Below are 13,716 nucleotides of genomic sequence, written 5' to 3'. Positions count from 1 at the left end.
TGGTTTTGGATACATTCCTGTTTAATGGAATTAGAATGGAGACTGTTTTATGGCTGCAAAAGGTAAGACAAAATGGGGTTGGATAGCAGTCGGTGTGATTGTTGTAGTTGCAGCCTATAGCGGCTTGAAAACCTATCTTCACCCGGGATTGCCTGAAGGCATTGCTATGGGGAACGGGCGTATAGAGGCCACAGAAATCGATATCGCTTCGAAACTTGCTGGACGTATTCAGGATATTACCGTGAGAGAGGGCGACTTTGTCCATATCGGAGACGTCGTCGCGCATATGGATACCGATAATTTGAGAGCTCAATTACGGGAAGCTGAAGCCCAATTAAAACGGGCAGTCATTAATGTCGATACTGCAAAGATGGAAGTCGAACAGCGTCAGGCTGAACAAGAAGCAGCCGAAGCGACTGTTGCACAAAATGAAGTCCAGCGGGATAATTCCAATAGGCGTTATCAACGTTCGGCAACATTGCAGCAAAAAGGCACTGTATCGACGCAGGTTCGGGACGATGATCAGGCAACATATGACGGCGCACTTGCCGCAGTTGCAGCGTCAAAGGCCCAATTTGCTGCAGCGAAAGTTGCCGTTTCAACGGCAAAAGCGAATGTTGTAAATGCCGAAGCGGCTGTTGATGCAGCCAAGGCAACGATTGAACGCATTCAATCGGATATTAATGATAGCGAGCTTAAGGCGACGAGATCCGGTCGCATACAATACCGTATTGCTCAACCGGGAGAAGTCGTGGCAGCAGGCGGTCGGGTGCTTAACCTCGTCGATCTCGGTGATGTTTACATGACGTTTTTCCTGCCCACAAAAACGGTCGGGAAAATTGCTATCGGCACCGAAGCGAGAATTGTGCTTGATGCAGCACCGCAGTATGTCATTCCAGCTAATATTTCATTTGTGTCCGATGTTGCGCAATTTACGCCGAAAACGGTTGAAACAGCTGAAGAACGTGCAAAGCTGATGTTTCGTGTTCGTGCACAAATCCCGCAAGATTTGCTGGAAAAATATATCAAACAGGTCAAGACCGGTTTGCCCGGTGTGGCTTATGTCAGAACTGATCCCAATGCAAAATGGCCGAAGATTGTTAGTACACCTGTAGTTAAATGACAGACTCAACCGAAACGAAAATACAGCCAACTAATGCACCAGTTGTAAAACTGAGCGGTGTCCGCTTGGTTTATGGTGAAAAAGTTGCGCTTGACGGGATCGATCTTGAGGTGCCAACGGGAAAAATGATTGGCATGATCGGTCCTGATGGCGTCGGGAAGTCGAGTCTATTGTCACTCATCACCGGTGCACGCGAGATACAGGATGGGACTGTCCGCGTTTTGGACGGCGATATGCGGGACAAACAACATAGGCTCGATGTCTGTCCGGATATTGCCTATATGCCGCAAGGACTGGGAAAAAATTTGTATCCAACCCTGTCTGTTCAGGAAAATGCCGATTTCTTTGCAAGGCTTTTCGGGCAAGATAGAAAAGAACGTGAGACGCGGATTGCTGAGCTTTGCGAAAGGACCGGTCTCAACGGCTTTGAAAGTCGCCCTGCGGGAAAGCTTTCAGGCGGCATGAAACAGAAGCTCGGCCTTATTTGCTCCCTTATTCACGACCCGAAGCTTCTTGTACTTGATGAACCAACGACGGGTGTTGATCCTCTTTCCAGAAGACAATTCTGGGATCTGATAGATGATATCCGGAAAGAGCGCTCAGATATGAGCGTGATGGTTGCTACAGCCTATATGGAGGAAGCTGCGCGGTTTGACTGGTTAATCGCCATGTATAATGGCAAAATTCTTGCAACAGGTACACCCGACGAGCTGCTTAAAAAAACTGGAACGCCTAATCTCGATGAAGCATTCATCGCTCTGATGCCCGCCGAAGAACAAAAAGGGCATGTAGAAGTTATTATTCCTCCGCGAAAAGAATCCGGCAACGAGGATATAGCTATCGAAGCAGATGGATTAACACAGCGTTTTGGTGATTTTACTGCCGTCGATCATGTCAGCTTTCGTATAAAAAAAGGTGAAATTTTCGGATTTCTGGGCTCGAACGGGTGCGGTAAAAGCACCACGATGAAAATGTTGACAGGGCTGTTACCCGCGACAGAAGGTACAGCAAAACTGTTTGGCAGACAGATTAACGCCAACGACATGGAGACGCGTCGCCATGTCGGTTACATGAGTCAGGCCTTTTCGCTTTATGCCGAATTAACTGTGCTCGAGAATCTGGAGCTGCACGCAAAGCTTTTTGAAATTCCGGCTGATAAAGTCAAGGCGCGTATGCAGGCAATGATTGACCGCTTCGAGCTTAAGGATGTGCTCGATGCGATGCCGGATTCATTGCCGCTTGGTATCCGGCAACGCATGTCGCTCGCCGTTGCATTACTGCATGAACCGGAAATTCTGATACTTGACGAACCGACATCGGGTGTGGATCCGATTGCACGCGATCAGCTGTGGCAACAACTCGGTGAATTATCACGCAACGATAATGTAACGATTTTCATTACAACACACTTTATGAACGAAGCGGAGCGTTGTGACCGTATTTCGCTCATGCATGCGGGTAAAGTGCTGATTACCGACAAGCCTTCGGCGATTGTCAAATCCAAAAATGCCGATTCGCTCGAAGAGGCATTTATTGAATATTTGCAAGACGCAATCGATAAGCAAAATGCCGAAAAGAAAGCAAAGGAAAATGCTTCCGCCAAAAAGGAAGACGCTGGCGCACTTAAAAAAGTTGAAGCAGTTGAAGATAAAACGGACGGTAAAAATAGCAACAAACCGGTTAATGTCACTCAATCGCATGGAAAACGCTTTAAACGACGCTTCGATTTTATGCGGATGATGAGTTATGCCAATCGCGAGGCACTCGAATTGCGCCGCGATCCAATTCGGGCAACAATGGCGTTGCTCGGCAGCGTCATTTTGATGTTCGTGATAGGTTACGGGATAAACACCGAAGTCGAGAATTTGACTTTTGCGGTGCTTGACCATGACCAGTCGGTTATCAGTCGTGACTATGTCCAACAAATCTCGGGTTCGCGTTATTTTATTCAAAAAAAAGACATTGTTGATTACGATGATCTTGATGAACGGATGCGTTCGGGCGAGATAAGTCTGGCGATCGAAATTCCTCCCGAATTCGGGAAGAATATGGAGAGGGGACGCAATGTCGAAGTCGGAGCATGGATTGATGGCGCTATGCCGCTTCGTGCGGAAACCGTTCGCGGTTACGTGCAGGGGATGCATGCCCTATGGCTGCAGAACAAAGCCAGGACGTTGAACGGAAAAGCCGCAACTATGGGGGACTACAGGCTTGAGGTCCGATATCTCTATAATCCGGGTATCGAAAGTCTTACTGCTATGGTTCCGGCTGTTATACCTATTTTGCTTCTTATCATTCCCGCTATGCTTGCAGCTTTGTCTGTCGTGCGCGAAAAGGAAATGGGCTCGATTATCAATCTCTATGTGACGCCTGTAACAAGGCTCGAATTTCTGGTTGGTAAACAACTTCCTTATATCGGACTTGGTCTCATCAACTGTATATTGCTGTGGTTATTTGCTGTGTTCATATTCCGCGTGCATTTCACAGGCGGGATTTTAACCTTCATGTTGGCGGGGCTTCTCTATGTGGCTTTCTCGACGGCTTTCGGACTGTTGATTTCAACATTCATGAACAGCCAGATTGCCGCAATTTTTGGCGCCGCAGTTCTCACTATTTTACCGGCAACACAGTTTTGTGGTTTGATGGATCCGGTCAGCTCGCTTCAGGGAACGGGTCGTTTGATCGGAGATATTTATCCGACAACCTATTTTATTCTGATTTCGCGTGGTACTTTTGCGAAAGCACTCCAGTTCCACGATCTGGTCAGCTCATTCATCCCGCTTTTCCTTGCCGGACCAATTCTGGTCATAATAGCCTCGTGGCTTACAAAGAAACAGGCGAAGTAAAGTCATGAAGCTCAATCATATACTTGATCTCGGAATCAAAGAATTACTCGGCGTTTTTCGCGATCCGATGTTGCTGGTCTTGATCATTTACGCTTTCACAATATCGATTTATATTGCTGCAAATGCGACACCCGAAACACTGAACAAAACGCCTATCGCTATTGTTGACGAAGATAGTTCACCTTTATCAACGCGCATTGCTACTGCGTTTTTGCCGCCTTATTTCATTACTCCGGAAGACATCAATCAATCCGAGCTTGATTCGCGTATGGATCAGGGGATTGATACATTTGCCGTCGATATTCCGCCTAACTTCCAGCGCGATGTACTCGCGGGGCGCTCACCGGCCATCCAATTGGATGTTGATGCAACACGCACAACACAGGCGTTGACGGGCTCGCAATACATACAGCAAATTGTCGACTCGGAAGTCAACGAGTTTGTCTCGCACTATCGCTCGAAAGAGCCACAGCAAGTTTCGTTGACTTTGCGCGCACGGTTCAATCCCGAACTGGAAAAATCATGGTTTGGCTCGATTATCAATGTGATTGATAATGTGACGATGTTATCCATAATTTTGACGGGGACTGCTCTTATTCGTGAACGCGAACATGGAACTGTGGAGCACCTTCTGGTTATGCCGGTGACGCCGACGGAAATTATGATATCAAAAGTGTGGTCAATGGGGCTTATTGTGCTCGTCGCGGCGACATTTTCTTTGGTTGTTATTGTCGAAGGATTGTTGAAAGTGCCGATAGAGGGCTCTGTAATGTTGTTTCTCGCCGGTACCGTGTTACATCTCTTTGCCACAACATCAATGGGCATTGCTCTCGCAACTGTTGCCGGCTCTATGCCCCAGTTTGGCCTGTTGCTTATGCTGGTTCTGATGCCGTTACAAATCTTGTCAGGTGGCATAACTCCGCGTGAAAGTATGCCTGAATTTATTCAGAACATAATGCTTGCGGCACCAAACACGCATTTTATTATGATGGCTCAATCAATTCTCTATCGTGGAGCCGGATTTACGGTTGTTTGGGAAAATTTTGCGGCTTTAGCAGTGATAGGATCTGTGCTATTTGCCTTCTCGCTCAATCGTTTCAGGGCTACACTTAAATGATAAAAAACATTCTGGCTCGCTATTTCGGTCTTTTGGTCTGTGTTCTTTTTCTCGCAAGCTGCGGCGGGTCACGCGCTGTATTGTGGCATGGGAAGAATGCAACCCCTGCCACAGTTGGTGCTCGTAATGCTGCAATCGAGAAGCCGGGGAAACCGAAGGCGGTGATTCCTGTCTACGTTGCAACGAGCAGGCAAGCGCAGAATGATTATTCGGAACCTTTTGGTACAAAAAGATCGACCACTTTGAACTATGCACGCGTTGATGTCGGAATACCGCAACAGCATAAAAAGGGACTGGTCGAAACGAACGGCTATCGGCCCGACCTGAAGAAATATTTTTCGGCTGTCAATATGGTCAGGTATAGTGGCCGCGACGAATTCAAAAAGCAGCTTAATAAAGCGCTTGACCAAAAGCCGAAAGGGAAAAGAGAAATATTTCTCTTCATACACGGCTACAACAACAATTTTGCCGATAGCACATTCCGCGCAGCGCAGTTTTCTTATGATTATTCGCTGAACGCCGTTACTGTTCATTATTCATGGCCTTCGGGGGGATCAATCCCGCTTTATGTCTATGACCGTGACAGCGCGGATTTTGCGCGCGACGGGCTTGCTGATCTTCTGACATTGTTGAGTGAAACGGAAGCTAACGAAATTACTGTCGTTGCCCATTCCATGGGAAATTACGTAACAATGGAAGCGTTACGTAGCCTCTCGCTTCAGGGTAAACGTTATCCGATCGACAGAATATCAAGTTTCCTTATGGCAGCACCGGATATTGACGTTGACGTGTTCGAGCGTCAGCTCAAAGATGTCAAAAAAATGCCACAACCAACTGCAGTACTTGTTTCCCGCAAAGACAAGGCCTTAGCAGTGTCCGGACGGTTGGTTGGTGGGCACGCTCGTGTCGGAGATGGTTCAAGCATACCGTTGTTACAAAAAAATGGCATTGCGGTTCTGGATTTGTCCGATGTTGATGGCGGTGCACATAATGTCTTTGCTTCGTCGCCGACTTTGATGGCTCTTGCCCATGACGGTTCACTGTCGACTTCTATGATGAAAGAAACAAGCGAGACGGGCGGTCAGCAAATGATTGACGATAGTGGGAATATATTGCGCGGCACAACCAATCTCATTTTCTACACTCCGGCCAGAATAATTTCAGCTGTTAGCCAGAATTGATGTCTGACAGAGTTGAAAACGCCGTACAATGATCAAAAATAAATGCAAGAGGTTTTGTTTCTTTGCAATTGGTCTGTTTCATTAAAGTGTTTTCAAGACTATACCGGCTACTTCCACTTACGGTTGTGCTTATAGTCGCCACCTCAATTGCTGCACCATCGGCTTATGCAACTGACCGAGATGCTTTTGTTAAACGTTTTTCGGAAGCTTTCGGAAAATCTGTTACTGTTTCCTATGGCAACGTGCTTGGCGACAGTGATCATCTTACACTTGATAATGTCCGGATAACAGGTACACCGATTTCACCCGATACGTCATTGGGTAAAGTGGAATTTTCTGGTATCAAGGAAGAAGACCATGGCGGTTATTCCGTCGAAAAAGTAGCAATACCCCAAATTTCCTATGTTTACGAAGGAAACACGATTAAAGTTGCCAATGTCACCTTTAGCAATGTGACACTACCTCCGAACAAAGGCCTTTATAACCAGAATATCGGTTTCCGGTATCAGAATGGTCAATTCAACAAGTTGGAATTGCAAGACAACGTCAAAAAACGTTTGGCCATGCTGGAAAAAGGCTCGGTTTCTCTTCATCCATCCATTCGTGAAAACCCTATAGATTTTACAATCAATATCAAGAAAATAACTGTTTTTGTCGATAATTTTCCGGATGGTTCGACTAAAAAAGACTTTATAGCAATGGGATATAAAAATGCGACCGGACGGTTGGATCTCGCTGGTGCATATGGTGGCTATCTGTCCATGATGGAATTAAAACGCTTCCATCTGGTGCTAGATAAAGGTGGAATATTGGACGTCAGTCTGAAAATGGACGGTATGACACTTGATTCACTCTTGACCGTTGTGACGCTTCAACGCGAAAACCAGCATGGTCACATAAAGTCTAGTCAGATGTGGCTCGGCATGCTCGCTCAAGTTCAACGTTATAACTTTTACGGTGGAAAGCTGCGTTTCGAGGATCATTCGCTTACCGGAAAATTGGTCAATACCGAGGCCAAGCGAATGGGTATAGATGGGAATGCACTGAAGACAAAATGGAAGACAAGTTTACCCGGCTGGCTGGATTTTGCAAAAGGTACAAACTTCGAGGCCGACGCACAAAAAGCCATAACGTCTTATCTTGACGCTCCGCATTCGCTTGCAATTTCATCGACACCGATGGATCGATTGCCGGTCATTATGCTCGCAATTTCAGGAAAGCTCAGTCCGAAAGAGCTTGTTCGGGAGCTCAATTTGGCAATTACCTCCAACCGATAAATAGATAACGTGCTCTTTCCTATTAATTCGGAAATCGATTTTTGACGGCATAACGTCAGAGAAAAAACTTTATCGAACTAATCCATGTTTATCGAGGGGGAGTATAAGTGCGAATTATGCAGAAATTTTGCACTCTGATTGGCGTATCAGAAGAGGTAGAATCTTCTCCGGCGTTTATTAGCTGATATCGCCGTCAACAATCATGGTAATGCCCAAGCTCATTGCTGACAAATAACGAAATGGATGAATAGTGATTAAAAACAATTGATTAATTTTACCAGTCAAGCCACGACGAGAAGCAAATATAAATTTAAAACTCTTCTTCCTGATTTTTGTGCTTTTTTTAAAGTAAAGTGTCGTCGTCCAATTCGTAAGTTAAGTCTTTTCAGTTGTATTCAGACATCAAAAAGTATCCCCACGAAAGTGATAAGTGAACCTGCACAGCTAAAGCCCATGTTGAACAGAAATATTTATCAAGAAATACGAAATTTGGTGGAGCTAAGCGGAATCGAACCGCTGGCCTCTTGCGTGCGATGCAAGCGCTCTCCCAGCTGAGCTATAGCCCCGTTAAGAAATAACTTTAGGCGGTATTAAAGTGCAATGCCGAGAAGATCAAGTGCGATTTTCAATTCAATTGAATTATCGCGTTAAATCATTAAAAAAGAAACAAAAAAGGAGGCAAAAACCTGCCTCCTTTTATTTTACCGCATTCAACCAGCTTTACGTGGTTCGTCGAAGACTTCAACCGGTGGAAGTGTGCCAGTGAATTTTTCGATTTCGACGACCGCTGTCTGTCCACAATTAGCCTGAGCCAATTTTGATGTAGAAACACTGGTCGTCAAGTTGTTGACATCGCCATAGCGGCAAAGTGAATTCGGCTCTCTCGGGTTAACCGGATCATACCAACCACCTTCGTTGATACGAATAACGCCCGGGCGGATAACGTCGGTTACTTTGATACCAACAAGAATCTGTCCACGATCGTTATAAGCGCGAGCGATGTCACCATCTTTCAAACCACGTGCTTCTGCATCTTTCGGGTTAATCCAGCATGGTTCACGTCCGCTGATTGCATATTTCTCTCTCAATTTAGTACCACACAATTGTGAGTGCAGACGATAAATCGGGTGATTGGATGCAATGTGAAGTGGATATTTTGTTGTCGGCCCGTCGAGACGTTCGATCGGCTCCATCCATGTGGGGTGGGGAGGGCAATCGTCATAATGCATCTTCTCGATGTTGAGCGAGTAGATTTCAATTTTCCCGGAAGGTGTACCCAAAGCATTGAGCAGCGGGTCTTCTCGGAAATCGGCGTAACGGACAAACTGTTTTTGCGCTTCCTTGACAGGGAAACCGAGTGCTTCTTCACTCTCCCAGAAAGTGTCAAATACCGGCATCTCCATGCCTTTGGCACGAGATTCAAGACGGGCTGATTCATAGAAGCTCTTGATCCAGTCCATTTCATTCATGCCATCAGTGTATTCGTCACGTTTACCAAGACGTTCACAGATATCGCTGAAAATGTCGAAATCGGAACGTGCTTCATACATTGGTTCAACGAGTTTCTTCATCGGAACGATGTGGCTCAATGCATAGTCGCCCAATTGCTCGATATCATTGCGCTCGTAAGAGGTTGTTACCGGTAAGACAATATCTGCATGACGTGCCGATGCGGTCCATTGGAAGTCATGGACAACAAATGTGTCGAGTTTTTTCCAAGCCTCAACCATTTCGTTACGGTTCTGCTGGTGCGAGAACGGATTACCGCCCGCCCAATAAACCATATGAATTTCAGGCAAGACAATGTCTGACCCGTTATATTTTATGGTTCTGCCCGGATGGAGAAGGGCTTCGACAAGGCGGCAAACAGGAATCGAGTTCGATTTTGGCTGACAGGCAGATTCAGTCGAACCGGGATGACAACCAGCGGGCAAATCCGTTACGGGAGCTGCAGGTCCATCGGTGATACCACCGAGAATAGGACTGGTTGCAGTCGGCGCGCCACCACTGCAATAGTGGTAGGAGAAACCGAAACCGCCACCTGGCAAACCGATTTGTCCCAGCATCGAGCAGAGAGTGACCAACATCCAGTGGGCTTGTTCGCCATGATGTTGACGCTGGATAGACCAACCGGCCGCAATCATTGTGCGGTTTTTGGCAAAATCGCGAGCAAGCTGTTTGATGATATCAGCATCAATGCCGCAAATTTTTGAAGCCCATTCGGCAGTTTTCGGCGTTCCATCTTCTTCGCCAATGAGATAAGCAAGGAATTTATCGAAGCCCACTGTATATTTTTTCAGAAATTCTTCGTCATGGAGTTTTTCCGCGTAAAGTGTATGGGCAATACCAAGCATCATGGCAACGTCGGTTTGCGGGCGAGGCGCCAGCCATTCACCGTTAAGATACTGGCAGGTTTCTGTTTTGATAGGATCTATACAAATAACGCGGATACCGGCTTTCTTAACTTCTTCGAGGCCTACAAATGCACCATGATCAGCAATCAACCAGCCGATTTGGTCTGTATTCACGGGATTACATCCCCAGAATACGAGCGTCTTGGTATTATCTCTTACAACATCCCATGATGTGCACTGCTCATAAACTTCAAGAGACCCGACAACGTGCGGCAGAATAACCTGAGCGGCACCTGTGGAATAATCGCCAAGCGAGTTTACGAAACCACCGGTTGTCTTCAACATTCTGCGCAACAATGTCCGGCAATTGTGGAATTTGCCAACGCTTTTCCAGCCGTATGAACCACCGAAAAGTCCGTTCGAACCATATTTTTTGCGAACGCGTGTCAATTCGCCGGCAACAAGTTCAATAGCCTTATCCCAGCTTACACGAACGAAGTCACCTGTTCCACGCCCTTCAGGATCGGCACCTGGCCCTTTTTCGAGCCAGGCACGACGAACCATCGGATATTTAATACGCGAAGGCGAATAAATTGAATCCATCATACCTTCCAACATCGGCGTTGGATGCGGGTCATGCTCCCAAGGTATAACTTCAACCAGACGGCCATGGTCAACACGGCCGCGGAAAACGCCCCAGTGACTGCCCGACATAGTCAATTTGGAGGCGGGTTGAGCCTGTGCACCGCGGCTGAGAAGTGAACCGCTCGCGGCACCGACCATGGTCAACATAGCACTACTTTTAAGAAATGAACGGCGGTTCATTTCCGGTAGGGTAATTTTTGTTTTGTCGAATGACATCGCATTCTCCTAGTGTTTAATGTTGTCTTGGTTGCCAAAGAGGCGACTAAAAGACGAAAGATAAATAATAAGCAACTCGACCAAATGGGCATAGAGACTGTGACTGGCCACTTTACCCAGCGCTGCATTCATTTCAGGTAGCCATAAAGCCAGACGTGCTATCATGTCGGCAATGGCATCCGTGTCATGTTGGCGAAAAGCTTCGGCCAAAGCGGCCAATTCCAAAGCTATATGATCGGCCGGTTCCTTGCAGGAAGACTTTACCGAAACGTCAAGTTTCGTCAGCACATCCAACATTTCAACATAAGGCGCTTGAAACAATCTTCCATTTTCATCCCGATAATAGCTTTCATAGGGAGGAACCGAAAGAGGTCCGGAAGCGCCATCAAACAAACTTATGTATTGTTGCGAAAGAAGGTGGTTGAGCTCTTCGACCGAATGATTGCGGAAAAAATCCGCAATCATTGTTGTCAATTCAACAGCTTGAAGCTCTTCACCAAATTCGCCCAGAAAAGTCATAACGGGAAGTGAACGACATTTCTCAACTGTTTCGATGCCGGGCGGTGCAATAAACAACTGGGCAAACCAGTCGATAATTGTGGCCTGAGCCTGATCTTCTTGAGTGGATATTTGTCGATTTTCGACCGACGACGTTTCTGATTGAGCAACAGCCATTAGTGTACCTCTTGATCTTCATTCACATCTTTTGAATGGTTCTGAAGATAGCTCAGGAGCAACCGGTATTGATCGGGAGTCAATGAAGTATAGCGCTTCATTGCATTGAGATTACCGATCCACTGGTTGGCAAGCAAATGCCCGGGTTCAGGTAGTGAATGGCAAACGCTACACGTCGCACTGAAAAGATCCGACGTGTACGACCACATATCACCGATCGAAACGTTGACATCCTTGTCACTTGTCCACAGTTCGACACTGACAGGGTACCACGTTTGCTTTGTCTCGGGATCTACAACGGCTTTTCCAAGCTTGTAGGACGCCATCGCTTTGTCACCCAACACCGCATACATAATGCGTTGGCCCTGTAAAGCATAGACAACCGATGGGGCGCCAGCCATTTGCCAACCGTCAAGGCGAACTTTCAGCTTATCGCCTTTGTGGTCGAGCACGGCAAGTTTTGCTGCGGCCAGAAGTTTACCGTCCTCGTCCCCTGAACCATTTTCGTCAATATAGAACGGTTTTGTGTAGACTGCATATAGTGTGTCTGCACCTTTAACCGCGCTATCTGTCGATGTCGGCAAAGTAACATCAAGTTTGTTTGTCGTGGGTAGCATAACAAGTTTTGAAGTATGGTTGGATTCAGGCTGTCCGGGAGCCGGCAGATCAACACCCGGCAATGTTTTGATATAGGCAGCCATAGCACGAAGATCCCCGTCAGGAAGTTGCTTCGTATTTTTGATAACTTCCGCCATATCACCACCGGCGATTTTGTTAATCGGGCTTTGACCGGTTTTCAAATAGTTGAAAATCGAATTTTCAGCCCAGAATTTAATGCCTGTATCATCCTGACTGATGTTCGGGAAATGCCCTTTACCATCAGGAGTAGAACCGCCGCCATAACGCAGATTGCTCTTTATCACGCCCATAAAATTACGTGTCGAATGGCATTCTGCACAGTGTCCGGCACCTTCAACGAGATAACGTCCACGCTCAAGAAGAGCCTGTTCATCTTTAGTGTCTTTTGTGTCAGTGGTCGGAGTAACTTTCATTGGTGACAACGGTTTGCCATCAAGAAAAGCCAAGCGCCAAACACCAACGCCGCGACGCATATTGAACGGGAATTTCAAATCATGATCAGGTGCAACACCTTGCACAGGTTCGAGCGACTTGATGTAGGCAAAAAGATCGCGAACGTCATTTGCTGTCAAACGCTGATATGACGTGTATGGAAATGCCGGATAAAGGTTTTGTCCATCGGGCATGATGCCATTCGGCCCTACACCTTCACGGACCGCTTTAGTGAACTGTTCAAGTGTCCAGTTACCAATGCCGTCCTTTTTATCCGACGAAATATTAGGCATATAAAAACGCCCGAATTCTGTGTCCAATGCACGCCCGCCACCCAGTTTTAACGGGTTATCCTGATTGGGCGAAGCATGGCAAGTCGAGCAGTCACTGGCGACAAACACAATGCGCCCATTTTCCAAATCCGGCGCAGAATTGTCAGCAACGTCTCGTGTGGGATGAGTAAGTGACCAAGTGATCGGGGAGGTAAGGACAAAAAAACCTACGATCCCTATTACAACAAGGACCAAAAACCATCGGGTTAGCCGTTTCATATTTTTGGCATCCTTCTATACAACATTATATTCAATTTCTCTCTTCGTAACCTTTAAACCTGTTTCTACCTCCAAAACAGGTAAGCACTCCGGTGTGCCTTACATAAACGCAACGAACTATTTATAGTTGCAAAATATCACTATTTCGTGACAGAAAAAATTTTTCCAAAAAAAATAAAAAAAATTAAAATACGCTGAAAATACAGCAAGTTGTGAGTCAACATTTATCAATTACCAAAAAATGTGTAACGAAGGTATCCAATTTTGGTACATTAATAATTTTCACAACGAGAAAAATCGGAAAAGCTGATTTTTAAGGACAAGTTTTTTAACATCGTTTATTTTTACTGATTCCGACCTCATAATTTTGCTATCGGTAAAATCCGCATAGCGAATATCAATCAGTTATGCTCAGCATGGTTTGTTTTCTAAATTATACTGTCATGTTTATTGTCCGTCATTTGCTTGGAATCCCTATGAGGAGCGACCGCTCTATCTGTCTTTAATTCGGTGCCGTAATTATTCTCATCCTTTTTGCATAAAACTTCGGTAATGGTGAAGAAATCATGGCTACTCACCAATTTAAGGTTCGTTCAACATCGCCCTCTCATCTGATAATCCCGTTCATACGGTCGGATACGCGATCATCCGGATGTAGAC

8 protein-coding genes and 1 tRNA gene are annotated in these 13,716 nt (G+C 46.1%); 5 read left to right on the top strand and 4 right to left on the bottom strand.

The window, feature by feature from the left end:
* Positions 1-49 precede the first annotated feature (49 nt).
* The 5 genes from H3V14_RS09240 to H3V14_RS09220 all read left to right on the top strand — a co-directional run bounded on the left by H3V14_RS09240 (position 50) and on the right by H3V14_RS09220 (position 7,544).
* Positions 50-1,123: an HlyD family secretion protein gene (locus H3V14_RS09240; protein WP_198212660.1), complete on the top strand. Its 1,074-nt coding sequence runs from the start codon at positions 50-52 to the stop codon at positions 1,121-1,123.
* Complete coding sequence (rbbA, locus tag H3V14_RS09235; protein WP_198212662.1) at positions 1,120-3,969, top strand: ribosome-associated ATPase/putative transporter RbbA; 2,850 nt, start codon at positions 1,120-1,122, stop codon at positions 3,967-3,969. The genes H3V14_RS09240 and rbbA overlap by 4 nt, the downstream gene beginning before the upstream one ends.
* 4 nt (positions 3,970-3,973) lie before the next feature.
* Positions 3,974-5,086, top strand: a complete 1,113-nt coding sequence (locus tag H3V14_RS09230; RefSeq protein WP_075870629.1) for an ABC transporter permease — start codon at positions 3,974-3,976, stop codon at positions 5,084-5,086.
* The gene (locus H3V14_RS09225) at positions 5,083-6,267 is read left to right on the top strand and encodes an alpha/beta hydrolase (protein ID WP_075870630.1); all 1,185 of its coding nucleotides are present in this window, start codon (positions 5,083-5,085) and stop codon (positions 6,265-6,267) included. Before H3V14_RS09230 ends, H3V14_RS09225 begins: the two co-directional genes overlap by 4 nt.
* Positions 6,268-6,353: 86 nt before the next feature.
* Positions 6,354-7,544, top strand: a complete 1,191-nt coding sequence (locus H3V14_RS09220) for a hypothetical protein (protein ID WP_198228143.1) — start codon at positions 6,354-6,356, stop codon at positions 7,542-7,544.
* A gap of 490 nt (positions 7,545-8,034) precedes the next feature.
* Here the strand turns inward: H3V14_RS09220 and H3V14_RS09215 are convergent.
* The 4 genes from H3V14_RS09215 to H3V14_RS11010 form a co-directional block, all read right to left on the bottom strand.
* Positions 8,035-8,110: transfer RNA gene (locus tag H3V14_RS09215), tRNA-Ala, on the bottom strand.
* Positions 8,111-8,254: 144 nt separating this feature from the next.
* The gene (gene torA, locus H3V14_RS09210) at positions 8,255-10,759 is read right to left on the bottom strand and encodes a trimethylamine-N-oxide reductase TorA (protein WP_198228141.1); all 2,505 of its coding nucleotides are present in this window, start codon (positions 10,757-10,759) and stop codon (positions 8,255-8,257) included.
* Positions 10,760-10,768: 9 nt separating this feature from the next.
* A complete protein-coding gene (locus H3V14_RS09205; RefSeq protein WP_075870633.1) occupies positions 10,769-11,434 on the bottom strand; it encodes a molecular chaperone in 666 nt (221 codons plus the stop codon).
* On the bottom strand, positions 11,434-13,056 hold the full coding sequence (locus H3V14_RS11010) for a c-type cytochrome (RefSeq protein ID WP_075917127.1): 1,623 nt from the start codon (positions 13,054-13,056) through the stop codon (positions 11,434-11,436). The genes H3V14_RS09205 and H3V14_RS11010 overlap by 1 nt, the downstream gene beginning before the upstream one ends.
* Positions 13,057-13,716: the final 660 nt, after the last annotated feature.

The organism is Bartonella sp. W8151, assembly GCF_016100385.1.
Taxonomy (GTDB): Bacteria; Pseudomonadota; Alphaproteobacteria; order Rhizobiales; family Rhizobiaceae; genus Bartonella; species Bartonella apis.
The sequence above is the reverse complement of the archived record's forward strand: the minus strand, read 5'-3'. Positions and strand labels throughout refer to the sequence as shown.

What these genes read in the sequence shown, in the direction of transcription:
- H3V14_RS09240 (WP_198212660.1), top strand. Translation starts at nt 50, where the DNA reads ATGGCTGCAAAAGGTAAGACAAAATGGGGTTGGATAGCAGTCGGTGTG.
- rbbA (WP_198212662.1), top strand. Translation starts at nt 1,120, where the DNA reads ATGACAGACTCAACCGAAACGAAAATACAGCCAACTAATGCACCAGTT.
- H3V14_RS09230 (WP_075870629.1), top strand. Translation starts at nt 3,974, where the DNA reads ATGAAGCTCAATCATATACTTGATCTCGGAATCAAAGAATTACTCGGC.
- H3V14_RS09225 (WP_075870630.1), top strand. Translation starts at nt 5,083, where the DNA reads ATGATAAAAAACATTCTGGCTCGCTATTTCGGTCTTTTGGTCTGTGTT.
- torA (WP_198228141.1), bottom strand. Translation starts at nt 10,759, where the DNA reads ATGTCATTCGACAAAACAAAAATTACCCTACCGGAAATGAACCGCCGT.
- H3V14_RS09205 (WP_075870633.1), bottom strand. Translation starts at nt 11,434, where the DNA reads ATGGCTGTTGCTCAATCAGAAACGTCGTCGGTCGAAAATCGACAAATA.
- H3V14_RS11010 (WP_075917127.1), bottom strand. Translation starts at nt 13,056, where the DNA reads ATGAAACGGCTAACCCGATGGTTTTTGGTCCTTGTTGTAATAGGGATC.